Below are 26,727 nucleotides of genomic sequence, written 5' to 3'. Positions count from 1 at the left end.
TTAGAATGTTTGATAATTTAAGTGATAAGTTTTCAGAAGCGTTTAAGAATATTTCAGGTAAGGGAAAGATCTCTGAAAGTAATATTGAAGAAACATTAAAGCTTGTTAAGACAGCTCTTTTAGAAGCAGATGTTAATTTTAAAGTCGTAAAGAACTTCATTAATAACGTTAAAGAAGAAGCTCTTGGTGAGAAAGTTATCAAAGGTGTTAATCCAGAAGAACAATTTGTTAAGATCGTTCACGACGAACTTGCAAAGACAATGGGTGATAAGAACACTGAGCTTAATTATGTAGAAGGTGGAATCACTCCTATTTTAGTCGTTGGTTTAAACGGTCAAGGTAAAACAACTTTTTCTGGGAAGCTTTCACTTTTCCTATCAAAGAAAGAAAAGAAGAACGTTCTTCTTGTTCCTGCCGATACATTTAGACCTGCTGCCAAAGATCAGCTAATTACTCTTGCAAAATCAATGAATATGGATTGGTTTGATTCAGACCTTTCAAAACACCCTAAAGATATCGCAGCTGATGCCATGGCATTTGCCAAAGAAAACGGTAAGGATATCGTTATTATCGATACGGCCGGACGTCTTCATGTTGATGAAGAATTAATGGGGCAAATTAAAGAAGTACGCCAAGGACTTGAAGGGCTAAATCCTGAAGTTCTAATGGTTGCAGATGCCATGACTGGGCAAGAAGCAGTAAATGTTGCAAAGAGCTTCCATGAAGCTGTAGGGCTTACTGGTGTTGTTCTTTCAAAAATGGACTCTGATGCTCGTGGTGGTGCCGCGCTTTCAATTAAGCACGTAACAGGAGTTCCAATTAAATTCATCTCAACTGGTGAGAAGATGAAAGACCTTGAACTTTTTCACCCGGATCGTCTTGCGGGACGAATCCTTGATATGGGTGATGTTCTAACGCTAGTTGAAAAAGCTGAAGCTGCTATTGATAAAGATGATGCTGAAGGCATGATGAAGCGTTTAGAGAAAGGGAAGTTTTCTGTAAATGATTTCATGAAGCAAATGGATATGATGAAGAACTTAGGTTCAATGGCATCAATCATGAAAATGATCCCAGGTATGGGGGGCATGCTTAAGCAAGTAGGGGATCTGACTCCTGCTGAAAATGAAATGAAGAGAATGCGCGTTATCATCAACTCGATGACGAAGAAAGAGCGCGACAATTATAAGATCATGAAAGACTCTCACATCAAGCGAATTGCAAAAGGTTCAGGAAATACTGAAGCTCAGGTTCGTGACTTCATTGCTAAATTTAAGCAAATGGAGCAGATGATGGGTGGACTATCAAAGATGATGAAAGGTGGAGCGATGCCGGGGATGCCTGGTATGCCAGGAATGGACGGGATGCCTGGAATGCCTGGACTTGGTGGTAAGAAAAAGAAACCACGCAAGAAAGGCGGAAAATGGGGCGGTGGCTTCTTTTAATCCGCCGGATTTTACCTAATCTTTGATTTTTAACTGCAGTTGGCATAGAGGACTATGCCTTCCCTTGTTTTAAATCAAATCTTAGGCAAACTTCGACGGATTAAGATTCGTCAGATCTTACTGCGTCTGCTGCGCCTGACTTCGGTTATGTCCACGATGGACGGTATGTCCGCGAAGGCAGGAGCCGAGAGCGGATCGGCGTAGCAAACTACGCCTTCCCTTGTCTTGCGCTAGCATCCACAGCAAGCTTTAACGAATCAGTTACTTCAATTCAATTTTAGATTAAGTTTTTTACGGCTTCGCCGTTGCTCGGGCTACGCCCTTCGCAAATGCTAGGACTTCGTCCATCGCATTTAGGCTAGGACTTCGTCCATCGCATTTAGGCTAGGACTTCGTCCGTTGCAAAAAAAAACGGCCACTTCGGGCCGCTTTCTTTATGGGAATTATTTTTGTGAGTAAGGAAACTCTAAAACTAGCGTTCTGTCGTGACACTGATCCCAAGAGTAGCTGTGGTAGAGAGAAAGTTTTGTTAACTTAAGCTCTTGTGCTCTTGTTTCTTTGTCTTCAGAGATTACCATTTTGTAACGGTAAGAAAATGCTTCGTATTCATCACAAGCACCTCTTGAAAGAACCTTTCCATCAAGTTCACCACCAAGTAGGTAGTTAACTTTTGAACCTGTATAAAGACGATCATTGATTTTAGCAACAAGCTCTCTTTTTTCACCGTTAATTACCGCGCTGATATATGCTTTTCTTTCGTAAATATCGGCATTGTTAAGTGTTAGATTCTCAACAGTGATTTCTGTTAGTGGTTGGTATGAACCGTCAGTCTTTGCTGAAACTGAGACTGTTAGAACGTAAGTGTTAGCAATTACTGAAGCTGTCATTAAAATTGCAATTAATGCCTTCATTTTTCTCTCCTAAATTGAATTATGAGTCTTTCTAGCAATGTTTTTTGGTAGTGGAAAGTTAGGATTGTGTTAATGTGTAAGTTTTTCTTATTGAGTAGGGAAAGTTGGAATCGCGGCAGGTTCAGGGGCCTGCCGCGAGTGTGTACTCTAAACTTTATTACTCTGTGCTGTAAGAAAGAGGAGAGATTTATTGTTCTTTTAAATTATCTTTCGTGTTGGACTTAAAGTAGCAATTACTTTTGGCTTAGAAAAGTTGAGATTGTGTTAAGATTTTTGATTTGTACTCTTTCATCAGAAACTTTATTGACTTTTGCGTAGGTTAAATTGATTAGAAATGACATGAATATAGTAATGATCTTTCTCAAATAATGCTCCAGTATAAATCATACTATGCCAAAGCTTTTCGAAATCTCAAAAAGAAAATGGCCAAGTCTAATAAGTGTTCATCAAACTTGGCCATTCTAATTATTTAAAAAGTATTTGTGGAATTAATTACACTTTGAAAATTTTGATTCAATTTCAATTTGAACGTCATTCCAAGTTTTTCCTTCGTGAAGGGCGTAACAAGCTTTATTAATTGCAGCTAGGTTTTCGCTAAGAGCGAAATCTAAAACATCAATTGTTGCTTCTGCTTCAAGCTCTCCATCTTCAATATCGTATTTCATTGGAACTTTCACTGTTTTTCCAGCAAGCGTCATATCAACATATAGGTAGTTGCTATCAATCTTATTTACTACCCCAGAGATCTTCATATCTTTAAAGAAGAACTTCTCAATTTTAATATCACGAGACTTATCTTTTGTATGAACTGAGTTTACATCAATTGTAAAACGAGCGCCTTTAACTAGCTCTTTAATTGAGCCTTGCTTCTTTGTAGTTTTTATCTCAAATTTTTTAAACTCACCACCAACGCCAGCTTTCTTAGCTGTCTTATATGCAGTCCATTTTATTTCAGTATTTGCATTGTTATATTCGTAACAGTTTGCGAATGTCATGCTAGAAAATAGTAATCCGGCCATGATAAATTTCATTGTCTTTCTCCTTTGAATTGTTTAAATCAAGTATATGAAACAAAATGACTATCCGAAAGAATTTTATGTGACTTTACAAAATAATGACAATCTCTTGGGTCAGATAGAAGTTAACCGAACAAACAAAGGTTTCAACGCAGAAGTCGCTATCGTTTTTAAAGAGACAAAGAAAATATTTAAGTATGTTGATCAAGTCTTTGGTGCTGAAGATGAAACTGAAGCATGCGATATTGGAATGATGAAATTGTCTCGTTTTTTAAAGTCAATTAAGTAACGCCTTGTCTATGCGTGTCAGTCATAAATATGACGGCGCGATTTCTACGATTTATTTATTTTCAGTAGCTTTTCGATGCGTCAAGGTGGTGCAAAAGTTGGCACAGGCCTTGCTTTATATAAAGCGTGTGTGTGTTGGAGCAGAAAAAAGGATTTTTTCACTCCGTCAAAATGTCTCTCTTTAAGAAGCCGGATCATTGATCCGGCTTTTTTGTTTGCAGCATTTGCAGGAGCAAATGATGCAATACAACCCAGAGGCGACCACGAAGGGAGCCTTCGGGTACGGTCGCTGCAAATTAAGCCAACTTTTCATTGAAGTGACACCGAGCAACTCAGTGCGAGCGAGCAGGATGCGAAGGAGAGAGGGTTTTCATGCAGTCTAGAATATTCCTTCAGGTAATTACCACCCAATCAGCAACACTTCACGAAGTGAAGTTGGCCTTACCAGTCTTTATACATTTACGTAACCCACGCTTCAAGTAATCTTAATTGTTAACTCACCTGTGCGCTGGTCTCTCTTTAGCTGGTCTACTTTTTAAAGCGCGCTCTGTATCGTCTTCACATTGAGCGCTCAAATGTAAATAATTTAGTCAGCGTTTAAGAATAATGAGTATGCATAATACTCTTATTAACGAGAAACTTTGTTACAAGTGTTGCAATCATTGTTATACCAAAGCAAAGTGGTAAATATTCAAGCTTTCCTGTCATTTCTAAAACAATCAGTGCTGAAGAGACTGGTGCACCAGAAATTGCTCCAAAGTAGCTTCCTGCTCCGACTAGAGACGCTAGTCCGATTAATGTTGGTGAAATTGATAGGGGAATAGTTAATTGCATAAATGTAAAAGCCGCGATTCCAGCACCAAATATGAGTAGAGGGGCCAAGGTGCCAGAGGTAGTTCTAGAGCTAACTGCAAAGGCCCAGACACCTCCTTTAATTACAGCAAGCTCGACTAGAAAATAATTATTGCTTTTTAAATTAAATAGTGATTGAAGTAATTCGTAGCTGGCTCCTAAGATTGAAGGAAAGAGAAAGCCAAGTAGTGATACTGGTATCACTCCTATTACTGGCCACCACATCCAGTGAAGTGGTAGTTTGTCATAGATACACTCAGTTAGTTCTACTGCATGGATAGTTAAGGCCGCAGTAATTCCTGTTACTATTGCCATAATGACAAATGCAAGAGTTGCATTCTGTCCATAGTGAAAGCTTAGATCAGCTAAGTGAAAAAGTGGGGCATCGCCTATAATTAATACTCTAGTCAAGAAGGCTGATAAGGAGCAAAGTGCTATTGGGAATAGGTTGTCAATTCTTTGGTCTCTTGTAAATAGCTCTGAAACAAGAAATATTGCTCCAACGGGAACCCCAAACACCGCAGAAATACCTGCTGCTGCACCAGCCGCGAGTAAGACTTTCTTTTCTCTGTTTGTTAAACTAAAAGTACGTGCAATAAAAGAACCTAGTGCGCCACCCATCCCGATTACAGGACCTTCTGCACCATATGGACCACCAGTCCCTATTGAAATTGCACATGCAATAGGTCTTAGCCAAAGTATGCGAAAGGGGATGTGGGACTCATGGTATTCGATTCGCTCGATTACTTCGGGTATTCCATGACCGCGAATTCCTTGATCAATATATTTTGCCATAAGGCCAAGTATAAGTGCACCAATGATTGGCATAAATATAATAATTAACCTCTGCGGGTCGCCAAAATTACCATGATGAAAAGAGAATTGCTGATTAAAGGCCAAGTTAGTAATTAAAGAGATTAGGCCCAATAGAAGCTGGGATGCAAAGAACATGAGGATACCTAGTGATATGCTCAGTGATATAAGTTTCCATGATGCAGGAAAAAGTAGGTATTTTTTTATATTAATATTCTTAAATTTCATTGCGACATACTAAAGAAATTTCAATATTTTGTAATGGCACAACGTTTCGACACATACCGTTAGCTAAATAGCGAAAGTAATTCTTCTCGATTCTCAACGATGTCTTCAAGCGTATACTTTTCTAAGTTCTGAATAAATAGAGACAAGGACTCATTCATTATTGATTTTAATTTACAGTGGGGTGTTAGTCGGCAAGGTGACTTGCTCTTGTCGCCAACAAAGCAGTCCACAATATTAAAGTCTGGCTCAATTTCTTTAATTAATAAACCAACATTAATATCTTTAGGCTCTTTTGCTAGCCTGATCCCGCCACTTGCTCCTTTATAGCTTTTAATAAAGCCTAGGCGTGAGAGCTGATGGATGATCTTTGCAAGATGGTTTCTTGAAATCATATAGGTTTCTGATATTTCGCTAGAAGTACACAGGCGCTCGTGATTTAGGCTTAAGAATATTAAAACTCTAAGGGAATAGTCAGTATAAGAAGTTAATTTCATACTTCTTTATTAGCATATATCTATCTGAAACCTATTGTTTTTTATAAATATATATTAAAAATACATATTTTTATTGCTAGCTCGTTCTTTGTGCTATAAACATGTATTTAAAATACATAATTAAGTGGCAAAGATTAGGAGTTGGTATGCTATCTACACAAACTATTGAAATTGTAAAATCAACAGCACCTGTATTAGAAGAGAATGGTGTATTACTAACAAAACATTTTTATCAAAAAATGTTTGAGAATAACCCAGAGGTCCTTCCTTATTTTAATCGTGCACATCAGAATAGAGGTTCTCAGCAAGAAGCATTAGCAGGGGCAATCTGTGCATATGCTAAGAATATTGATAATCTCGATGCTCTTGGAGGTGCAGTCTCTTTAATTACAAATAAGCATGCTGCTTTAAAAGTTGAGCCGGAACACTATCCAATTGTAGGAGTTAATCTTCTTGCATCAATCAAGGATGTCTTAGGAGATGCGGCCACTGATGAAATTATTAATGCATGGAAAGAAGCATATTTCTTTTTGGCGGATATTTTAATAGATGTTGAAAAAGGTATTTATAATGAACAAGCTTATGAGAGTTTTAAGGAATTTAAGGTCGAAAAGAAAGTTGATGAAAGTGAGATCATTACTTCTTTTTATTTAAGGCCTAGTGATAATTCAAAACTTCCAAGCTTTACAGCAGGTCAATATATTACAGTACGAGTTCCATATGATGGAATAACGACAATGAGAAATTATAGTTTATCAGATTATCCTGTTAAAGACCTCCTTCGTATTAGTGTTAAAAGAGAAGAAGGAAGTCCTGATGGATACGTGTCTAATTATCTTCATTCAAAACTAAGTGTGGGGGATACGTTAGAAGTTGCAGCTCCTGTTGGAGATTTTACTTATAAGAAGTCTGAGAATGGTAGTGTCTTTCTAGCTGGCGGTATTGGGATTACACCTCTTTTAAGTATGGTAAAAGCTGCTCTTATAGAAGGCGAGCCTAGAGTTGAATTTATTCATGCTAATAAGAGTCGATCGGTTCAAGCATTTAAAAATGAACTATCAGATTTAAGTGAAAAATATAAGTGCTTTGCACCATTGTACTTTTATGAAAATAGCAGTGAAGAGCTGGCCGATAATGAATATGAGGGGTTTATCACCAAAGACTTCCTTGAGAAGAGAAACTTTGATTTAAATTCCAATTTCTATATTTGCGGGCCGAGTGCGTTTATGGCCATGATGAAAAAACACCTCCTAGAGCTAGGTGTTGATCCAAGTAAGATATTCATCGAATTCTTCGGCCCACTAGAAACTTTATAATCTTTAGGTACGCGGTCCCTTAAATCATTTTAGGAACCGCGTACCTAAAATTGTTTGACTCATCAAACTTTTCTTTCTACTATTTCCCAGCACACAATTTTGGGACACACAATGAAAGTAATTCTAATCCTCACACTGAGTCTTGTGGCGAACTTCGCCCAGGCAAACCAACTTGATATCAAACTTAAACGCTATACAGAGCGCTTCTTTTTAAAGGCCGTTGAAAAGCCTAAAGGAAAGAAGGTTGAACTTTATACGTTAGGAAAAGAGCTCTTCAATGAGAAAGAGATTTCTGGAAATCGCAATATTAGTTGTGCCGATTGTCATATGCCAGAGTTTGGAAGCGGAGATAAGCTTCCTGTTGGAATAGGCGAAGGTGGGAAGTGGCAAGGTAAGGAGCGCTTAATTTCTAAAGGACAAGTGATCCCGCGCAATTCACAGCCTCTTTATAATCTAGGGCATGAGGATATCACACATATGTTTTGGGATGGCCGAGTTCATTACCGAAAGGACTGGGATGTTTATACAACTCCTGTTGAAGCCTTAAATGGTGACTACCCTGAAAGATGGGATATTACGGAAAACCTAGGTAGTGCACTGGCCGCACAGGCCCTGTTTCCAATTACTTCACATGAAGAGATGCGTGGAAAGAAAGGAAGTAACGATATTGCCAATGCTCCAAATGAAGAGGCGGTTTGGAAAATTGTCATGCGTAGGCTTTTGGCCATGCCTAAATATCGCAAGCTCTTTAAAGAAGCTTACCCGGCTATTCCAAAAGACGAATTAAATATTGGTCATTTTGCACAGGCCATTGCCCATTTTGAAACCCATGAATTTGCTGTTTACAATACTCCTTGGGATAATTATCTAAGAGGAGATAAGAGTGCATTAAATCAAAAGGCCAAGCGTGGTGCCCTCGTTTTTATGGAATCAGGAAGCTGTGTGGCCTGTCATGTTGGAACTCTTTTGGGGGGGCGTGGATTTGCTGCAGTTGCAACTCCACAAATTGGCCCAGGTAAGAATGATCCACGCAAAAATGATGAGGGAAGGTTTCTCGTTACTGGCCGTGAATATGACCGCTATCGATTTAGAATTCCACCTCTTAGAAATATTGCCTTAACTGCCCCTTATTTTCATTCCGGAGCCTACGGATCCTTAGAAGAAGTTGTTGAGCACTACCGTGCTGGGATTAAGGCCTTAGATCATTACGATAGCTCTTGGGTAATTAATTCATTTAAAAAGAATTTTGATAAAATTCTATTTGTTGAGACAAATCCATATATGCTTTTTAAGAAGAAGGATGCTGCTCATCCAATCTTTAAAAATGGTGATATTCAGATCAGTAACTCTCAAAAAAGCGATTTAGTTTACTTTTTAAAGCATGCTCTAACTGATGGTGAGCAGCTGAAATAGATCTGCTGCCCACTATTTTTGTTAGCAAAACTTCGTAATCCAAGCAATTTTAGCCTCTTTTTCACTCTTTGTACTACATCGTGTTATCATCATTGTTGACGTATTGGTGCGTAGGGGAAGTTGATGAAGAGGTTTTATTTATTTGCGTTATGGTTTGTGCTCGTTAATTCTAATCTTCTAGCAATTGACTTGTCTTCTGAAGATATTTCAGAGATTCAATTTGATGTTGTTCGTTCGTTTGATATTTACGATCCAAGCTCTGGATATTCACATCGTATTGAAGCTCCTAGTAGTAACGATAATAAATCAATAAAAGTTAGAATTGTCGGCCAAAATAGTTGGGCCTATAAAGTTATGCTTGAAGTTGATGGTGTGGAAAATCCAAAAGAGTTCTTAGTAACTAAGAAGTATCTTAAGTCAGCACTTGATACTGCAACTGCTTATAATGCTCTTAAGCTTCAACAAACGATCAGTACGGCAGGAGAGCCTCCTAATGCTCCTTGTGAAGGAGAGGAGAGGGAAGGTGTTAACGCAGGAGACTTCTTTCAAGAACCAAGTACAGCAGTTATTAGTAATCAGGAGTGGAAGCCTGGTTGCGAGGTGTTGGCCAATCGTCAAAGTTTTTCATCTGGTGATGATGTCACAAAATCAAAACTAACACGCTGTATTCGAAGTATTCAAAATTCAATTACTCGCCAAGGCTCTGTTAAGAACAGGGGTCAGGTCTTTAGAAATATGTATCGTTATCTTAGGCCACAAGAGCAGCACTTTGCTGCAATGGTTTTCACCTCTCAAGGTGAGGCCGGAATTCTTGCACGTGATATACAGACTGAAGAAAGTAGCCATCCGGAAGAAATGATGATGATTATGAAAGTGATTGATAACCGTGTTCGTAATGTCATTGAGGATGATGCGAGAAGGGGGAGAATCACCAGAGCCAATGCGCTGGATATTGCTCTGGATCCTTGGCAGTTTTCTATGTACAACCAAGGTGAAGATAATTGGAAACAGATGATGTACCCTGGGCGAAATCAACAATTTGGTTCAGCTATTGATGCTTATATGCAGTTTCAAACAGCTGAGTTTGAACCTGATCCAGAAGTGAACCACGTTTATCATTACCACGCTAATTGGATGCTGCCGAGTGACAGTGCATGGGGCGATGGCTTTAGGGCCAACCAAGATAATTGGGAGTTGAATGTGCAAGTTAATGGAGATTCTCTAAGACAAGCAAATCCAATGTATAACGAGAATAACAGTAGCGATCGCAGAAAAATTGCTCGTCACTGGAAAAGACAGAGGCATATTTTTTATAAACCAATTGATACCGATGGAAGAATCACAGGTGGTGATGATTGGCATTGGACAGTAAGGACGCCGTTTCGCTTATGAGAAAATTAATCATTACACTCACATTCTTAATAAATTGCGCAGCTTTTGCTGATGTAAGTGACTGGTCTATTAAAAACGATAATGGAGACTACTGGCTTCACTATAAGAACTCTAAGAAAATCAAAGCAAAAATTACAAAGAGAACTGGTAAGAGTAAAATTGTCGAGACAAAAGACGTTGGTAAAAATTATGAGCTTGTCATTTATTATACAGGAGCAGCGGGAACATTTAATATTGTAAATATTTACTATGCCGTAATTTTTGATAAGAAAACTATGCAATTTATTGGGGACTATCCTTGGGAGTATAAGTCAGAACAAGGAAAGAAAGTTGCAAGTCCCAAATGGGAAATTACGCAGAAGAAAATCACCATTAAAGATGAACAAACGGCCTTAGATAAAACGATCTCTTTATTTTCAAATTAAGTAATCGTAAATGAGAGAGGCAAGGCTTCTGGCATCTTTTGCAGATAATTCATCAAAGAGTGGATTGTATTCATAAATACCCATTATCTGTTTTCTATCTTTTGTATATTCTTGGTATTGGCCAACTAGCATTCTTAGAAATTCAAATGGAATACCGTCATGGTTTACTGCACTCACACTTTGCATATCACTACCAGAAATAGCATCAGCATCGATACTAAAAACAATATCGCCATCGTGCTTTTCATAAACTTCATTTAAGAAAGATACGTCTCTAAAGAGATTAGATTTTTGTTTAAGGGTTTTCGTATCGATGACATCCATTTCTATGCCTTGGTAGTTTTGAGAAACATTAGCATATTCGTGGATACCAATTTGGAGCAGCTTTATTTTGTTTTCATTTGCCAATTGTCTAAAGGGAGTTCCTGAGTGATGGATTTCATCATCTCGTGTATCCAAGTGAGCATCGATATTAATGATTAATGGGTTGTTGAGCTTTAGTCCTGAAACAAGAGGATAGATATGGTCGTGTCCTCCACCTAAATGAATAATTTTCTGTGACTTTATTTTGCTGATCTCATTAATTGAGTTCTTTTGCATTTGCTTAAAGTCATCTTCACTTTGATCTGTAATATCAATTAAAGAAATATTTTTTATCTTCTGATGATTTGCGAATTTTTGTAATTGAGAGATTAGAACACGAGGGCCTAAAGCTGCTCCGCGGCGACCACCATTTATTACGACCCCAAGATCATTAGCACTAATTAGAATTGAATTTTGTGAATCATTGGCCTCTTTAGACATCACATTCGCTATTGATTGTGATTTTCTTTTTGCCAAATTCTCATCTACCTCTTTCCACCCCATGTATCTTCCTTTAAACTACAACTATGCAAAAAAATTGGTATATTAATCAGTCCGGTAAAAATAAAGGACCATTTACAGCTCAAGATATTATCGACTTTTATGATAAAGGTCTAATTAAGTCTTATCAACTTTGTTGGCGCAAAGGGGCAAAGAATTGGAAACCTGTCTTTGCTGTAATTCAATTGGCCCGCCAAGAAGCTCAGTCTTATTATGAAACTCAGGTTCTAAAAGAAGATGGCCAACTTCCTGAGATACCAATAAATGACGCAAAGGCCTCAACTGAAACTCCCGATATTCCTGCCAGAGAGCCAGTGGAGCTCAAAGAAGTGCCAGAGGAAGAATCAGATTTAGCTGATATTGAAATTTTTCCTAGTAAGTTTCCGATATACACAACAGTTATTGCCACTTTCTTTATAGCAGTGACACTCATTGCTAGTATTTACTTTGCAGCTGGCTCGACAAAGTTAAAGAAGGTTGAGGTCCAAAATATTTCGGTGACAACTCTAAATGAGATGAAAAGGCCTGTTAAAGATGGCGATGTACACCTCTTTGTTAATAAAGAGATGTCCACTATTTATGCTAGGCTTCCTTTTAAAAAACCAGTGAGTGTTGAATTAATTCTTCATCGCAAACCCGATCTTTTAGATGGATCTGAAATTTTGATTAAGGCCCATAATATTGGAGAGGGTGGCCTTATTGAATTTAAAGACCTTGTCTTTGAAGAGGGCCGTGAATTCACCCCTGGTTCATATAATGTAACGTTCATTTATGAATTCTTATCTGTTACAGACAATATTAAGAATAAATTGGGAATGGGAACGATCCGAGAAGTTCTAGAAAAGAAAGTTTTTCTTGTACCTGAGTCGAGGCAAGCTTACTTGGAGCAGATTGCAAAAATTGAAAAAAAGCGCAAAACAGCAAAGAGAAAGGCCATAAGTACAATTCGAGAAAAGCTTAGAACACTTGAGTCTCTAATTTCATCGATGTCCATTCATTATCGTCTGTCTTTGAGTCAAAAAAGTGGTTGGCTTGCTCATAAGGAATTTCAACAAAGATATGCTCGAAATATTGGGCCACTACTACAAAGTATAGTTCTGTCTAATTATGAACTTGATAAGACTAAATTAACGAGTACTGAGTTAAAGTTAGAAAATGAAATCCACAATCTTGGTAAGGATATTAGTGCGTGGAGTGCAAAGCTTGTGGAAAAGCTGTCACGTTATGGCTACCTTAATAAGCAGAAACGTCTCCATTTAAGAAAGTTCATGGATGATGATCGAGTGGTGCTTCAATCTGTTAAGAATGAGATTCAAAAACAGATTGAAAGCTTAATGTAGGTCATTTTAGGTCACTGTAGATCTTTACAGATATATTTTCCGCGCTCATTTTGCGTGACTTTTGCACTTGCATACTTCGGGTCGTGCTCAAAGATTACTGTTAGATCCTTTTCAATGATCATCTTTAAGAATTCCATCTTATCCACTGTCGTTTGACCTGGAGCGATATCATAGCCCATTACCCATGGTACATGGACGTGATTTGAAGTTGGGATCAGGTCTGCCAAGTAGATATACTCACTTGTATAAGGATGCACGAGGTGAGGTGTGTGTCCGTAAGAGCATTTAAATCTTAATGTATCATTTGATAGTTTGAGTATCTCACCCTCTTTTCCAGTAAGCCAGTGGACGCGTCCCGCTTTATCAAATTCCTCGATAATATCTTTAAAGTACTTCTTATGAAATGAGCCGCTGTCTCTTAATGTTGGATTAAGGGCATATTGCCAATGTTCTCGATGTAGGTGGATCGTTACATTTGGTAGAACTGGTTTGAAGTTGTCGCCATCTTTATAGACCATACCACCGACATGATCGAAGTGAAGATGCGAGATAACAAGATCTGTTACATCTTCAGGTTTTATCCCTTTGTCTGCTAAGGCCTTTACGAGAGGAGATTGTTCTTGGCGAACATCGAATTGTTGGTCGAACTTCTCTCCGTGGTAATCACCAATACCAGTATCTGTAATAATAATTCTGTCTTGGTCTTTAATGATCCAAAGCCTTAGATCGAGGTCGATGCGATTGTATTCATCTGCAGGGTGAACCTTGTTCCATAATGGTTTTGGGATGATTCCAAACATGGCCCCGCCGTCGAGCCTAAATTTACCTGGGCTTATTAGTATGTTTTCCATGAGCTAATTGTGCGAAAAATCGGAAATTGCTACAAGACGTTAAGCGTTATTTTGTGAATAAGTCCATGAATTGCCCATTAATCAGTTGAATGACAAAAAACTTGGCAAAAATGACACGACTCACCTAGAAAGTTATAGAGATGACCACTATTATAAGCCAGTAAAATCATGAATATTTCATACACGAAAACTTAGGAGTTTTAATGAACGTACATGAGTACCAGGCCAAGGGTTTAATGAGAGACATGGGCCTGAAGGTTCTTAGAGGTGAAGTAGCAAAGACTGTTGATGAGGCTGTTGCTGCGGCAGAAAAATTAGGTGGAAATATTTGGGTAGTAAAAGCTCAAATTCACGCTGGTGGGCGTGGTAAAGCAGGTGGTGTAAAGCTTGCAAAGTCATTAGATGAAGTTCGCTTACACGCTGACGATATTCTAGGTAAGACTCTTGTAACTCACCAAACAGGTCCAGAAGGAAAGAAAGTTCACACTCTTTTCATCGAAGAAGGATGTGACATCGAGCACGAGTACTATGCTGGTGTTGTTCTAGACCGTGCAACTGGTAAAGTTACAATGATGGCCTCTGAAGAAGGTGGAGTTGAGATTGAGGAAGTTGCTCATAAGACTCCTGAAAAAATCATTAAAGTAGCAATTGACCCAGCAGCTGGATTCACTCCATTTGTTGCAAGAAAGCTAGCTTACGGAATTGGTCTTAAGACTAAGGAAGAAGTAAAGGAAGCAGGTCAATTCTTTAAAGGTCTTTACGATCTATATATGAAGTACGATTGCTCAATTGCAGAGATCAACCCATTAGTAAAAACTAAGCAAGGTGATATCTTAGCACTAGATGCAAAACTTAACTTTGATTCTAACGCTCTTTTCAGACACCCTGAAATTCAAGAGCTAAGAGATCCAACTGAAGAAAGTGAAAAAGAGTTAGCAGCAAGTGAATTTGGTGCAGCTTATATTGAGCTTGATGGAAATATTGGTTGTCTAGTAAACGGTGCAGGTCTTGCAATGGGTACAATGGACATCATTAAGCTTCACGGTGGTGAACCTGCTAACTTCCTAGATGTTGGTGGATCAGCGACAAAAGAAACTGTTCAGAAAGCTTTCTCTCTTATCCTTCAAGATGAGAATGTAAAAGCTATTCTAGTTAATATTTTTGGTGGAATTATGAAGTGTGACATCATCGCTGAAGGTGTTGTTGCAGCCGCTAAGGAACTTGATTTAACAGTACCATTAGTTGTTCGTCTTGAAGGGACAAACGTAGCTCTTGGTAAGAAAATTTTAAATGAATCAGATCTTGCAATTATTGCAGCTGAAGATTTAGCAGATGCAGCGAAGAAAGCTGTTGAAGCGACAAAAGGGGAGGCGTAATGGCCATTCTTATTAATCGTGATACAAAATTAATCACTGTTGGTTTTACAGGTAAGCAAGGAACTTTTCACTCACTACAATCAAGAGATTACGGAACTAACTTTGTTGGTGGTGTAACTCCAGGTAAAGGTGGAACAGTTCATGAAGGTTTTCCTGTTTTTAATACTATTAAAGAAGCAATGGATAAGACGGAAGCAAATGCGGCCATGATTATGGTTCCACCTCCGTTTGCAGCTGACTCAATCCTAGAAGCGATTGATGCTGAGATGCCACTTATTATTGCAATTACTGAAGGGATTCCTATCCTTGATATGGTAAAGGTTAAGGCCGCTCTTGAAGGTTCAAAATCAAGACTAATTGGTCCTAACTGTCCAGGTGTTATCACTCCAGGTGAGTGTAAGATCGGAATTATGCCAGGTCACATCCATATGCCAGGTCGTGTTGGTGTTATCTCTCGTTCAGGAACTCTTACTTATGAAGCTGTTTATCAGTTAACTCAAAGAGATATCGGACAATCAACTTGTGTTGGTATCGGTGGTGACCCAGTTAACGGAACAAACTTCATTGACGTACTAGAGCTATTTGAAAAAGATCCAGATACTGATGCTGTTATTATGATTGGTGAGATCGGTGGTTCTGCTGAAACAGATGCTGGTCGATGGATTCAAAAGAATATGAGTAAGCCAGTTGTATCATTTATCGCAGGTGCTTCAGCGCCTCCAGGTAAGAGAATGGGGCACGCAGGTGCAATCATCTCTGGCGGTGACGATACTGCAGAAGCTAAGTTTAGAATTCTTGAAGAATGTGGCGTAACAGTTTCACGTTCTCCAGCTGAACTTGGTGAAACAATGGAGAAGGTTTTAAAGAACCTTTAATTAAAAGAATTTAGGGAATTTTTCCGCAAGATAATTTTAAGGAGATTAAAATGGAAAGAACTTTTAGTATCATTAAGCCAAATGCACTACTTGATAACAACATTGGTAACATCATTAAGAGATTTGAAGAAGAAGGTCTAAGAATCGCTGCTCTTAAACTTGCTCACCTTTCAAAAGAGAAAGCTGAAGGTTTCTATATTGAGCACAAAGACAGACCATTCTTTGGTGAACTTGTTGCTTTCATGACTTCTGCACCAGTTGTTCTTATGTGCCTAGAAGGTGAAAATGCAGTTGAAAGAAATAGAGAAATCATGGGTGCGACTAACCCAGCTGAAGCTGCTGAAAACACTCTTAGAAAGCTATATGCTAAATCTATCGGTGAGAACGCTGTTCACGGTTCTGATTCTCTTGCTTCTGCTGAAAGAGAACTTGCTTATTTCTTCGAAAAAGATGAAATTTGCCCACGTTTCTAATTAGTTAACTAATTGAAATTACAGATATATTTATCGAATTAAGCCCCTCTTATTGAGGGGCTTTTTTTTGGCCCGCATTTCTACAACCTTCCGTCTAAAAATCATACCCCATGTGTAAATCTTACAAGCTGCATTGAGAGTCATGGCGCGTCGTAGTATAACTGAGTGAGAGAAATACCCATGGAGGTAGAAATGTTTAACATTGGTGATTACGCAGTTTGCCCAGGACACGGTGTTGGTCAGATTGTGGACATCGAAGAGCGCGAAGTAGGAGAGCACAAGCTTTCGTTCTACATCATTAAGGTTGTAGCAAACGGAATGACTGTCATGGTTCCTACCAATTCTAAAGATGGAATTAGAGTGCTTGTTGACGACAGCGAGATCAATGAAGTTTATCAACTTCTAAATGATCACGATGTAAAAGTTGATAACTCAACTTGGAATCGTCGTTATAGAGACTATATGGAAAAAGTGAAAACTGGTTCACTTTTAGAAATCGCAGATGTCCTAAGATCTTTATTCTTACTTAAGAATAAGAAGAATCTTTCATTTGGTGAGAAGAAAATGCTTGAGCAGTGTAGAGACTTAATTGTTCAAGAGATCTCAATCAAGAATGGTTCTGAGAAAACTGAAATAAAAAATCAAATTGAGAGCTGTTTTGAATAACAGCTTTAAGTTCGAAATTCTTTTTTGAACTTATTCTCTTGTGTTGTGTGTGTGAAATAAGCGTTTGTGGGGTAACTTGCAAACGCTTTATTTATTTTTGGCCTCACAATTGCTTAAGCCTTTAGGCAATCTAATAATTCATTTAATCTAATATCAAATTCTTGAACTTCCTTAGGAAGAAGACAATTTTCATATAGGCAAATTGTTTGCATTAATGAGCCTGTCAAAAATTCGTGTAGTAGTCGTCCCCAAAGCTTAGCATCAACTTTTGGTGAGATGCTACCTTCAGCTTGTCCTTCAACAATTAAGTCCTCTAATCGATTTCTTCCATTGAGGATGACCTTCTCTCCAAATGGTAGAACGACAGAATTAGTGGAAGATTGTTGATATAAGTAGAGGATGATCTTAGCTTCACTAGGCCTATCAATTAGCCAAGTCAGACTAGCTTGGCAGTGCTTGCGTATACGGCCAATACTATCATCAGTTGGTGTGATTAATTGATTTATTAATTCAGTACGCCTTTCAAGAATACTTTCCAAAACCCCAAGAAAGAGCTCGGTCTTATTCTTAAAATAATGAAAGACACCAGACTGGCTAATACCTAGAGTATCGGCAATTTTTTGAAATGAGGTCGCAGCGATGCCTTTTTCAGCGATCTGACCTATGGCAATATCAATGATCTTTGCCCTTTGTAGTTCACCTTTTTTCATTTTTTATCCCTAATTAAAAAATGATCAATTTAGTTAATAATGTAACATATTTATAGCTCAGATAATAATTGTTATCTTTTAATCTAATAGGATACAATCTCGATATGAGTGATAAGACCTTTAATTTACAGTCAAAATTTGAACCTTGTGGGGATCAGCCAGAGGCCATCAAGACTATTGTGGAAAAACTCTCTTCTGGAGAAAAAGAGCAAACTCTATTGGGCGTTACCGGTTCTGGTAAAACATTTACCATGGCCAATGTGATTCAAAAGCTTGGAAAAAAGACCTTGATTTTGGCACATAATAAGACACTTGCGGCGCAACTTTATGCCGAGTTTAGAGAATTCTTTCCAGATAATGCTGTGGAGTACTTTGTTTCGTATTACGATTACTATCAGCCTGAAGCTTATGTTCCGGGAAGTGATACCTATATAGAAAAGGACTCATCTGTTAATGATGAGATCGACAAGCTTCGCCACTCTACAACTCGCTCACTCTTAGAAAGAGATGATGTCATCATAATTTCTTCGGTTAGTTGCATTTACGGTATTGGTTCTCCTGATGAGTATGCAAGTATGAGGGAGACTCTCTTTGTTGGTGATGAGAAAGACCGCGATGATTTTCTAAAGTCTTTAGTTGCTATTCAATACGAAAGAAATGATATCGACTTTGTTCGTGGGTGTTTTCGCGTAAGAGGGGATATTGTTGAAGTCTTTCCTGCTCATGAGGATTCGAATGTTGTTCGCATTGAATTCTTTGATGATGAGGTCGAAAGTATAACAATTGTTGACCCACTTAGGGGAACAAAACTTCATAACCTTAGTAAGGTTACAATTTATCCAAAGTCTCACTATGTTGTTGGTGAGGAGAAAATGGATGGTGCTCTTGAGACTATTAAAGTTGAGTTAAGAGAGCGCCTACAAGAGTTAGAGAAACAAAATAAATTAGTTGAAAGGCAACGCCTTGAACAAAGAACTCTACTTGATATTGAAATGCTTGAAGAGATGGGCTTTTGTTCTGGTATTGAGAATTATTCTCGTCATATGACGGGGAGTAAACCAGGTGATCCTCCACCAACACTTATTGATTTCTTTAAGAAAGACTTCTTAATGATTATTGATGAGTCACATATAACTATTCCGCAAGTCGGTGGGATGTATCGCGGAGACAGGGCCCGTAAAATGAATCTCGTCGATTACGGTTTTCGCCTACCTTCAGCATTAGATAATCGTCCTTTAAATTTTGAGGAGTTTAAAGGAAAGCTCGATGATGTCCTTTATGTTTCTGCTACCCCTGGTAACTACGAATTAGAGCGGACTCATGGAGAGTTTGTTGAACAAATCATTAGGCCCACTGGACTTCTCGATCCGATTATTGAGGTTAGGGATGCAACTAATCAAGTTGATGACCTCTTAGTTGAAGTAAGGCGCATTATTGAAAAAGGCCAGCGAGTCCTGGTGACAACTCTTACAAAGAAGTTGGCAGAAGAGTTAACTAATTTCTACCATGGTAGTGGAATTAAGGTGAAATACCTTCATAGTGATATTGATACGATTGAAAGAGTAGAGATCATTCGCGATCTTCGCCTTGGTGAGTTTGATGTTCTTGTGGGAATCAATCTCCTTAGAGAAGGTCTTGATATTCCTGAGGTTTCATTAGTTGCCATTTTGGATGCTGATAAGGAAGGCTTCTTGAGATCTGAGCGCTCCCTTGTTCAGACTATTGGACGGGCCGCTAGAAATAGCGATGGTAAAGTTCTTATGTATGCATATCAAACAACGAAGTCTATGGAGCGAGCAATCGGTGAGACGAAACGTCGTCGAGCTATTCAAATGCAATATAATGAAGATCACGGCATAACTCCGCAAACGATTCTTAAGGAAGTCTCAGGTGGAGTAATTGAAACTTTACGTGGTGGTAAGAAGAAGGGGAAAAAGAGCGGCCCTAAAGACGTTACCATGTCTCCTGATGAGATTAAAAAGCGTATTACTGAGCTTAAAATTGAGATGAAAGAGGCCTCAAAAGACCTCCGCTTTGAAGATGCTGCTAAAATTCGTGATGAAATTAAGTTCTTAAACGAATCATTTCTAGTCTTTGGCTAACTTCATGACTAATAGGCATTTTCATTAAGAAGTTAAATAGACCCTTTCCAAATCCATGTCTAATAGCAAAGTCATCTGCTTCAATTTGCTTTGTCATTTCATTTGCATGTAATCTCATTGTGAAATGACGATAGTAGAGATGTCCTAATTCATGAAATATGATTGCATAGGCCTCTTCATTATCTGCTGTTAGAATTGCTTTCTTTAACTGTGGATAGACAAGTACAAATGTCTTATCTCCATGTGATGGAATAACGCTAGAGTGCATGCCCTGACTTTCTAAAAAGACAAGTTCCCCATAAGTGGCCAAGCTGTCTTTTTCTTCTTCACTCAATTGTGAAATGACGTCCTCAAAGAATCTTTTGATTCTTGGATTCTGATTAATCCAGTGATGGGCCGGGTCTGAGAAGTTGACCTTAAAGCTTGGGTTAGTCTCTTGATTCTTTGTAAATGTTTTCTTTAGTGTACTTATCATGAATATCTTTTCGTCAACATTGAAGTCGGCCCAAGAATTTAGCTTATTCTGAGTGAACTAGGTAAGCTTTGCCAATAAGGACCAACAAATTATTAAATAGTTACAATATAAGTATGACAAAAACTAAATTTCTTAAGTTTTTTACTCTAGCTTTTGCATGTCTGATCTCATGGCATATGAACTCATATGCGCAACAGAGAATGGAAAAGTCTGAGGCTTTTTTAGTAACAGCTATGCCCAGTTATTATAAAGTTATCTCTCCGGTAAAAAAGAGGGGCTCTCGTGTTGCAGTTGTTATTAAAAATCGTACCCTTTCAACAATTAGAGGGAAGTTTGTCGATGACAATGATAAGAATCTAAAATTTGTTACGATTAAGCCAGACGCTGAAATGAGTATTGAGTTTGATTTTAATACAAAGAATAAATTCTACTTTGTTCCACTAGACCCGTCTTTTCAAAGAGTCGTGTTAAATATAGGAAAGTCCGCATATGAGATTCCTTCGCAAGAGTAACTCAAAGAAGACCATAATCATAATCTCTGATGTCCATCTTGGCGCAGGAGAGTATGTAAATGGTATTAGAAATTATCTCGAAGACTTTCACTATGATGAAGAGTTAGTTGATTTTCTCGAATACTTCAGCAGTGATGAGTATGCCAGTAAAGATGTCGAGTTAATTATTAACGGAGACTTTTTTGACCTTTTAGCAGTTCCTTATGTGCAAGTATTTGATGATGAGTTCTGGTCTGAGGAATCATCGAAGAAGAAATTACAGCTAATTCTAGATGCACATAAAGAGGTGATGCAGGCCCTTAACGACTTCTTAAAAGTAAAGAATAAAAAGGTTACATTTATTATTGGTAATCATGATGCGGAGTTAGTTTTTGACTCTTTAAAAGAGATGGTACTCAATTGTTTTGATAAAGAAGTACGAGATCGCTTTGTCATAAGAGAGCTAAATGATGAATATCGTCCTACTGATCGTGTAGTACTAAGACATGGCCACGAGTACGAAATTGCTCATACTTTTGAAGAGGAAAGTTGCATTATAGAGGATAAGGACGGAAAGAAATACTTTAATCCGCCTTGGGGCTCTTACTATGTAACACGAGTGATAAATAAGTTTAAAGAAGAACGAGATCATGTAAATGCAGTTCGCCCAATTAATAAGTTTCTCATTAATGGACTTATTTATGATACTTTCTTTACTCTTCGATTCATGTTGGCCAATACCATTTACTTTATAATGGTTCGCTCAATCTATCTTTTTAAAATAAGTAATAACTTTGGTGATTGGTTAAAGCTTTTCATGAAAGAATTACACCTCTTTCAGGATTACGAAGAATTAACTTTTGAATATCTACAAGATGCAAAAGATACGGATGTATTGATTGTTGGCCATACACATGAGCCAATTTGTCGCACCTATACTAATGGTAAAACTTTCATAAATACTGGAACCTGGACTAGAATGTACAATCTAGACTTTGGTAAAGGTGGAGGGAATACCCAACTTACTTTTGCAAAAATTGAAGTCTTAGATCCAAAGAATAATAAAGATGAGCACTTGCCAAAAGTTCAAGCAAACTTGCATACGTGGGAAGGGCGAAATACATTACCGTATGGTAGCTTCAATTAAAGGCTTAGTACGCTAGTGATGTGAGGCTTTATCTTGTCACTGTAGTTTGTATTAAGACCACCAACTCCTGCTTGAGCATCAACCATATATACAACGCTGCTTAGAGGTGATTTTTCTCCGTTAATTAATCCTGTGCTAAATTCTAGAATATGAGAAATAAATTCTAGGATTTCACTTTCAAGGCTAAGTCCAGCTTGAGAAATTTGTCCAGGCATTCCGCTACCATCATGTTTCTCATGATGGTGATCAATAATTGCCTTACACTCTTCTGATAATTGAACACCTGACTTTTCTATAAGCATACGAGATACTTTCACATGCTTATAATATTGTTCTCGTTGATCGCTTGTTACTTCTTCAAAGCTCTCATGGATGATGTTTGGAGAGATACTTGTAAGTCCAATATTTGCTAGAAAAGAAGCACAGATTAAATCGGCTTGCTTTTTATAGTCTTCAATTCCAAGTTTCTTTGCAAAGAAGAAGCTCAGTGCCACAATTCGATTTGTAAGATTGTCCTTATCAAGATGGGTCATGGCAAAATGTCTTGCAAGAGAGATAGTATGAGATAAGTTTACAGGAAATGTTGATATCTCCTTTTGCGCCCTTAATATAATTGGTAGGAAGTCGTCCTGATCGATTGCTTTTGTTAAGACACTGCGAAGAGGTAGTCTTGTTCTTGCTTCTTTTTGATTTGTTTCAATCGCTTTTTCATGCTCTTTTAAGATGTTGATCTTTTCACGAATTTGATTTGCCTCTTGTGGAGTATACTCACTTAATTCTCCAACTGTTGCAAGATAAGTCATTCGTTGCGAAAGCTTAATTGCGATTTTTCCTGTCTTGTTATCTTCAATATACTTTAATAGGTTATAACTATCTTGAGTTAAAGGAGTGTTTGCTTTTAAGTATTCTGTGTAAAGATTCTCTTTCTCTTTATAGACATAGAGAGTAAAAGGGAAGGTGCGAATGTCTTTAAGCGATTTAAGCTTTATATAGAAATAGGCAATCATGTTCGTCCTTTACCAAATATTCCTTTAAAGAGGCTTCCCACTGAGTTTTTTAAACTTGATGCAGCAGACTTATTAGATGAAGCTATCTTCGTTGTCATACGATCTTCACCACTTTTATAACTTCCTTTTAAGGCTTCAAGACAAATCTCTATCCTTTTAGGGGTATCTTCTGATTTTTCGATCTCTTCTCTTGTAGTGAAAAATACTGTGAAGTAACTATAATTTGTATTCTCAATAATAGGGCAGTGATAGTAAAGTGTTTCAGCTTGGAATGTGTCATCATTCCAACTTGGTTTTCTCTTTATTTTTAATATATTCTTCACTGCTTCAAAATTATCTGGTCCCTGTTCACTACCCATAATACATTCATTTTGCAGGTTATAAACAATGAGGGTTCCATTACAGAATTCATTAATATAATCTGAGGTCATCTGTTTTATCTCATCACCATCAATGAGCATGTCTGTGGCACGAATGAGAAAGTCCATATCCTTTGGTTCAGGAATAATTATGGAGTTAAGGGCCTCTTCTAACTCTTTTTGATCTTTTGCTTCTTCAATGGCCGACTCGGAGTCAGCGGCTTGTATATCTTCTTTTGTGTTACTTGAGTATTGATTAACTTTTAGTTGATGATCTTGATTATTTGCATTGTTATTATTTGATGGCCTTTTGCTATAATCATAACCTGGAGCTTGATCCTGTTCTTGAAGTTTTTTTAATGCATTACTTAGGTCGTAATCAATTTCTTCTTCACTCTTTTGGTCATAGCCTTGGTCTTTTTCTTTGTTATTTTGCTCAGGGGCATCTGTTACTTTTATTTCTAATTTTTCTTTCGTTCCACCACTGTATTCTGGCTGTTTATCAAGGTTGCGATAATCGATAGTCTGTTCACCTAGATCACCCTTTTTCTCATATTGAATCGAGCCGCCTTCTGCTTGGTCTTCATCTTGATTATCATTCTCTCCATCATCAGACTTTTTCTTTTGCTTTTCATCCCTTTGAGCAGGTTTTCTCTTTCCATGTTGTGCTAATGATTCAAAGAGGTCTTCATCTCTTTGCTTGGCATCTTTATTTTCGGCAAGATCTCTTTCAAGGCCCTTTTCGTTATCAATCATTTCATTGTCAGGACTGCCTTGACTTGGTCTTTTTGATGATGCTCCCTTCTTGTGTGCATCCAAAGAAGCAAATAGGTCTTCTTCATCATCATTTTCTTCATTTATATCGTCTATTTCTGGACCAATATCGCCCTGATAATGACCACCAAGATCATTTTCTTTTCTTTTTACTCCACTTTTTACGGCATCCAATGATGCAAAGAGGTCTTCTTCTTTGTCTTCTTCTTCAATCTCATCCATCGTTGGAGCAGTTTGGCCTTTATAATGTCCGCCCTGATCCTTTTGTTGTGTTTGCTTGCCTTTTGAGACTGAGTCTAGTGCAGCAAAGAGATCTTCTTCATCTTCTTCATCTTCGATATCGTCTAGGCCACTTGAAGTTTGTCCCTTATAATGTCCACCTTGATCTTGATTGCTTGAGGAAGATTTTTTTGAAGCTGAATCAAGAGCTGCAAAGAGATCCTCTTCATCCTCTTCATCTTCTTCATTTATATCATCAATTCCATTCGTGGTATTACCTTTATAATGTCCACTTTGATCTTGATTGCTAGAGGAAGACTTTTTTGTCGCCGAATCAAGAGCTGCAAAGAGATCTTCTTCGTCCTCTTGATCTCTTGAATCTTCCATTGTAGGTGAGACATCTCCACGAAGAGCGCCACCTTTATCCTCTTCTTTATAAGAGCTTTTTCTAACACCTTCTAAGCTTTTAAAAAGATCCTCATCAAATTCATCATCATCTTCTGATGCCTCAGATTCTGATCCTAGCTTGCCTTGAAGGTTACCACCTAGTTGGTCGGCCTTATTTGTTGCATTCTTTTTATCTTGGTCTTGTCCATAAAGATCATCATCAAATTGAATATCATCTTTATTGGAATGCTGCTTTTCATTGTGAATTTCGCCCTCTAGCCTGCCTGCTGTTTTTGAATTAATGGCCTGCTCTGCGCTATATTCTTTTGAGTTCTTATATGGATCTTCTTGTGTCTCTTCCCATTCTGAACCAACATTTCTATCATCATCAAAAACATCTTTACCATCTTTGAGGTGATTGTTTTTGTTAACTTTACCTTTTAGGTGGCCAGCATCACCAAATTTTTGGGCATCGGCCTTATCTTCATATTGATCATCATCGCTAAATGTTTTCTTCTCTTCCTTAGAATGGTATTCCATTTCATCGCCATCATCTTGCTTCTTAAGGGAGCGCAGGATTAAGTTGATTTTATAAAGAAGAGTCTTAGGTGGAACAGGCTCTTGGATATACTCCGTAAGACCAATCTTTCTAAACTTATCAAGGGTCTTTGGTGGAATATTCTTGCTATTAATAAGGAGTATCTTTACATTATTCTTAAATATGAACCTTTTTAAAGGTTGAATACATTGAGCACATTTCTTCGGTTGGCAGGCGATCGTGAGGGATTGGCCAATAGTAGGGACGAGTTGATTATATTCCTCTGGATTTTCGACATCATAGATTTCAATACCGTCATTCTCGGCATTTTGCTCGATTGTCTCTTTAAGTGCCTGCACACTCTTAGTTAAAGGATGCAGAAAGATTAGTGGTTTTCCCTCTTCCATGGTTTCTATTATCGGCTATTTATGAATTTTATTTATGAACATATATGTAAAATATTTTAAATTATTTTTAATTTTTTCTAAAGCTTTAGTTTTTACCTCCGAGAAGCTTTGTGTTAGGTCAAATGACTTAATTGAAATTTAATAATTCACAAGAGCAGTATGCTCATTGTTCCAATGGTCGGGACAACCCTGAGTACGGGGAGTATGTAGATCACGGAGGTATCACAATGGGTATGCGTATTAACACAAATGTATCGTCTCTATCAGCTCAAAGAGCGTTAGGTCAATCGAATTCAACTCAACAAAAATCTTTAGAAAAGCTTTCATCTGGTACAAGAATTGTACGTTCAGCAGACGATGCTGCAGGTTTAGCAATTTCTGAGAAATTAAAGAGTCAGGTTAGATCTAGTAAACAAGCTGAGAGAAACGCAAATGACGGTATTTCAATGATTCAGATTGCAGAAGGTGGTCTGAATGAAGTATCAAACATCTTAGTAAGACTAAGAGAACTATCTGTTCAATCAGCGTCGGACACAGTAGGTGACACTGAGAGACAATTTACTGATCTTGAGTATCAAAACCTTAAGCAAGAGATCCAAAGAATTTCTGAAGTTACTGAATTTAACGGAAAGAAACTTCTAACTGGAAACGGTGATAAGTATGATATCCAAATCGGTATTAATAATGATGATTTCCAAGATAGAATTCAGTTCGATACAAACGTACTAAGTTCTGGTCTTGAAGCGCTAGGTGTAGCTGATTTAGAAGTTAGTTCAAAAGAAGGTGCTCAAGCAGCTTTAGCAAATCTTGACTCTGCAATTGAAAATATCGCAGGACAAAGAGCAGAGCTAGGTGCTAAGCAGAACAGACTAAACTCTACAATCAACAACCTACAAATTAGTACTGAGAACTTAAGTGCAGCAAACTCACGTATCAGAGATACTGACTATGCAGCAGAAACAGCTAAGAAAGCAAAGAGTGACATCCTTGTTAACGCTGGTACTTCAGTTCTTGCTCAGTCTAATTCTCAAGGTGCTGCAGCTCTAAAACTAATTGGTTAATTAAACCAACCACAA

At 37.9% G+C, this 26,727-nt stretch carries 25 protein-coding genes; 15 read left to right on the top strand and 10 right to left on the bottom strand.

The annotated features are described in order from the left end of the window. Positions 1-5 precede the first annotated feature (5 nt). Positions 6-1,442 carry a signal recognition particle protein gene (ffh, locus tag BALOs_RS09820; protein WP_120405066.1) on the top strand — a complete coding sequence of 479 codons (1,437 nt, stop codon included), beginning with the start codon at positions 6-8 and terminating at the stop codon, positions 1,440-1,442. Positions 1,443-1,885: 443 nt separating this feature from the next. Here the strand turns inward: ffh and BALOs_RS09815 are convergent, their stop codons facing one another. Together BALOs_RS09815 and BALOs_RS09810 are read right to left on the bottom strand one after the other, a co-directional pair. Beyond that, positions 1,886-2,353, bottom strand: coding sequence for a hypothetical protein (locus BALOs_RS09815; RefSeq protein WP_120405065.1), 468 nt, complete (start codon positions 2,351-2,353; stop codon positions 1,886-1,888). A gap of 488 nt (positions 2,354-2,841) precedes the next feature. Continuing rightward, positions 2,842-3,384, bottom strand: coding sequence for a YceI family protein (locus tag BALOs_RS09810; protein ID WP_120405064.1), 543 nt, complete (start codon positions 3,382-3,384; stop codon positions 2,842-2,844). Between the two features lie 34 nt (positions 3,385-3,418). Here BALOs_RS09810 and BALOs_RS09805 point away from each other — a divergent pair, with 34 nt between their 5' ends. Next, a complete protein-coding gene (locus tag BALOs_RS09805) occupies positions 3,419-3,658 on the top strand; it encodes a hypothetical protein (RefSeq protein ID WP_162929642.1) in 240 nt (79 codons plus the stop codon). Positions 3,659-4,254: 596 nt separating this feature from the next. On the opposite strand, the gene BALOs_RS09795 is transcribed toward BALOs_RS09805, so the two are convergent. Both BALOs_RS09795 and BALOs_RS09790 read right to left on the bottom strand, forming a co-directional pair. Further along, positions 4,255-5,550, bottom strand: coding sequence for a chloride channel protein (locus BALOs_RS09795; RefSeq protein WP_120405061.1), 1,296 nt, complete (start codon positions 5,548-5,550; stop codon positions 4,255-4,257). Between the two features lie 59 nt (positions 5,551-5,609). Further along, entirely contained in the window at positions 5,610-6,044 is a 435-nt protein-coding gene (locus tag BALOs_RS09790; protein ID WP_120405060.1) for an Rrf2 family transcriptional regulator, read from the bottom strand. 146 nt (positions 6,045-6,190) lie between these two features. Between BALOs_RS09790 and hmpA the strand changes: the two genes are divergently transcribed. The 4 genes from hmpA (at position 6,191) to BALOs_RS09770 (ending at position 10,590) form a co-directional block, all read left to right on the top strand. After that, entirely contained in the window at positions 6,191-7,360 is a 1,170-nt protein-coding gene (gene hmpA, locus BALOs_RS09785; protein WP_120405059.1) for an NO-inducible flavohemoprotein, read from the top strand. A gap of 111 nt (positions 7,361-7,471) precedes the next feature. Then, positions 7,472-8,773, top strand: a complete 1,302-nt coding sequence (locus BALOs_RS09780) for a cytochrome-c peroxidase (RefSeq protein WP_120405058.1) — start codon at positions 7,472-7,474, stop codon at positions 8,771-8,773. A gap of 123 nt (positions 8,774-8,896) precedes the next feature. Beyond that, positions 8,897-10,165, top strand: coding sequence for a hypothetical protein (locus BALOs_RS09775; protein ID WP_120405057.1), 1,269 nt, complete (start codon positions 8,897-8,899; stop codon positions 10,163-10,165). After that, the gene (locus tag BALOs_RS09770; protein WP_120405056.1) at positions 10,162-10,590 is read left to right on the top strand and encodes a hypothetical protein; all 429 of its coding nucleotides are present in this window, start codon (positions 10,162-10,164) and stop codon (positions 10,588-10,590) included. The genes BALOs_RS09775 and BALOs_RS09770 overlap by 4 nt, the downstream gene beginning before the upstream one ends. On the opposite strand, the gene BALOs_RS09765 is transcribed toward BALOs_RS09770, so the two are convergent. After that, positions 10,582-11,457, bottom strand: coding sequence for an arginase family protein (locus tag BALOs_RS09765; protein ID WP_120405055.1), 876 nt, complete (start codon positions 11,455-11,457; stop codon positions 10,582-10,584). The two genes, BALOs_RS09770 and BALOs_RS09765, sit on opposite strands and share 9 nt — an antisense overlap. Before the next feature lie 23 nt (positions 11,458-11,480). On the opposite strand from BALOs_RS09765, the gene BALOs_RS09760 reads away from it, so the two are divergent. Beyond that, the gene (locus BALOs_RS09760) at positions 11,481-12,794 is read left to right on the top strand and encodes a DUF4339 domain-containing protein (protein WP_120405054.1); all 1,314 of its coding nucleotides are present in this window, start codon (positions 11,481-11,483) and stop codon (positions 12,792-12,794) included. Between the two features lie 11 nt (positions 12,795-12,805). Here BALOs_RS09760 and BALOs_RS09755 read toward each other — a convergent pair whose 3' ends face one another. Continuing rightward, complete coding sequence (locus BALOs_RS09755) at positions 12,806-13,645, bottom strand: MBL fold metallo-hydrolase (RefSeq protein ID WP_115363455.1); 840 nt, start codon at positions 13,643-13,645, stop codon at positions 12,806-12,808. Positions 13,646-13,848: 203 nt separating this feature from the next. On the opposite strand from BALOs_RS09755, the gene sucC reads away from it, so the two are divergent. The 4 genes from sucC to BALOs_RS09735 all read left to right on the top strand — a co-directional run bounded on the left by sucC (position 13,849) and on the right by BALOs_RS09735 (position 17,035). Beyond that, positions 13,849-15,021, top strand: coding sequence for an ADP-forming succinate--CoA ligase subunit beta (gene sucC, locus BALOs_RS09750; RefSeq protein ID WP_115363454.1), 1,173 nt, complete (start codon positions 13,849-13,851; stop codon positions 15,019-15,021). Then, on the top strand, positions 15,021-15,896 hold the full coding sequence (gene sucD / locus BALOs_RS09745; protein WP_115363452.1) for a succinate--CoA ligase subunit alpha: 876 nt from the start codon (positions 15,021-15,023) through the stop codon (positions 15,894-15,896). The genes sucC and sucD overlap by 1 nt, the downstream gene beginning before the upstream one ends. Before the next feature lie 44 nt (positions 15,897-15,940). Beyond that, positions 15,941-16,369: a nucleoside-diphosphate kinase gene (gene ndk, locus BALOs_RS09740; RefSeq protein WP_115363450.1), complete on the top strand. Its 429-nt coding sequence runs from the start codon at positions 15,941-15,943 to the stop codon at positions 16,367-16,369. 192 nt (positions 16,370-16,561) lie between these two features. Then, positions 16,562-17,035, top strand: coding sequence for a CarD family transcriptional regulator (locus BALOs_RS09735; protein WP_233500278.1), 474 nt, complete (start codon positions 16,562-16,564; stop codon positions 17,033-17,035). Between the two features lie 113 nt (positions 17,036-17,148). Here the strand turns inward: BALOs_RS09735 and BALOs_RS09730 are convergent, their stop codons facing one another. After that, complete coding sequence (locus BALOs_RS09730) at positions 17,149-17,745, bottom strand: TetR/AcrR family transcriptional regulator (RefSeq protein ID WP_120405053.1); 597 nt, start codon at positions 17,743-17,745, stop codon at positions 17,149-17,151. A gap of 104 nt (positions 17,746-17,849) precedes the next feature. Here BALOs_RS09730 and uvrB point away from each other — a divergent pair, with 104 nt between their 5' ends. Next, complete coding sequence (gene uvrB / locus BALOs_RS09725) at positions 17,850-19,847, top strand: excinuclease ABC subunit UvrB (protein ID WP_120405052.1); 1,998 nt, start codon at positions 17,850-17,852, stop codon at positions 19,845-19,847. Here uvrB and BALOs_RS09720 read toward each other — a convergent pair. Beyond that, positions 19,810-20,322 carry a hypothetical protein gene (locus BALOs_RS09720; RefSeq protein ID WP_120405051.1) on the bottom strand — a complete coding sequence of 171 codons (513 nt, stop codon included), beginning with the start codon at positions 20,320-20,322 and terminating at the stop codon, positions 19,810-19,812. The genes uvrB and BALOs_RS09720 overlap by 38 nt on opposite strands. A 113-nt stretch (positions 20,323-20,435) precedes the next feature. Between BALOs_RS09720 and BALOs_RS09715 the strand changes: the two genes are divergently transcribed. Both BALOs_RS09715 and BALOs_RS09710 read left to right on the top strand, forming a co-directional pair. Continuing rightward, the gene (locus tag BALOs_RS09715; protein WP_115363440.1) at positions 20,436-20,834 is read left to right on the top strand and encodes a hypothetical protein; all 399 of its coding nucleotides are present in this window, start codon (positions 20,436-20,438) and stop codon (positions 20,832-20,834) included. Further along, entirely contained in the window at positions 20,812-21,960 is a 1,149-nt protein-coding gene (locus BALOs_RS09710; RefSeq protein ID WP_115363438.1) for a metallophosphoesterase, read from the top strand. The genes BALOs_RS09715 and BALOs_RS09710 overlap by 23 nt, the downstream gene beginning before the upstream one ends. Here the strand turns inward: BALOs_RS09710 and BALOs_RS09705 are convergent. Further along, the gene (locus BALOs_RS09705; RefSeq protein WP_120405050.1) at positions 21,957-22,967 is read right to left on the bottom strand and encodes an HD domain-containing phosphohydrolase; all 1,011 of its coding nucleotides are present in this window, start codon (positions 22,965-22,967) and stop codon (positions 21,957-21,959) included. The genes BALOs_RS09710 and BALOs_RS09705 overlap by 4 nt on opposite strands. Beyond that, positions 22,964-25,651, bottom strand: coding sequence for a hypothetical protein (locus BALOs_RS09700; protein ID WP_120405049.1), 2,688 nt, complete (start codon positions 25,649-25,651; stop codon positions 22,964-22,966). The genes BALOs_RS09705 and BALOs_RS09700 overlap by 4 nt, the downstream gene beginning before the upstream one ends. Positions 25,652-25,878: 227 nt before the next feature. Between BALOs_RS09700 and BALOs_RS09695 the strand changes: the two genes are divergently transcribed. Continuing rightward, a complete protein-coding gene (locus BALOs_RS09695) occupies positions 25,879-26,712 on the top strand; it encodes a flagellin (protein WP_120405048.1) in 834 nt (277 codons plus the stop codon). Positions 26,713-26,727 lie beyond the last annotated feature (15 nt).

Origin of the sequence: Halobacteriovorax sp. BALOs_7 (assembly GCF_003612895.1) — a bacterium.
Taxonomy (GTDB): domain Bacteria; phylum Bdellovibrionota; class Bacteriovoracia; order Bacteriovoracales; family Bacteriovoracaceae; genus Halobacteriovorax_A; species Halobacteriovorax_A vibrionivorans.
The sequence above is the reverse complement of the archived record's forward strand: the minus strand, read 5'-3'. Positions and strand labels throughout refer to the sequence as shown.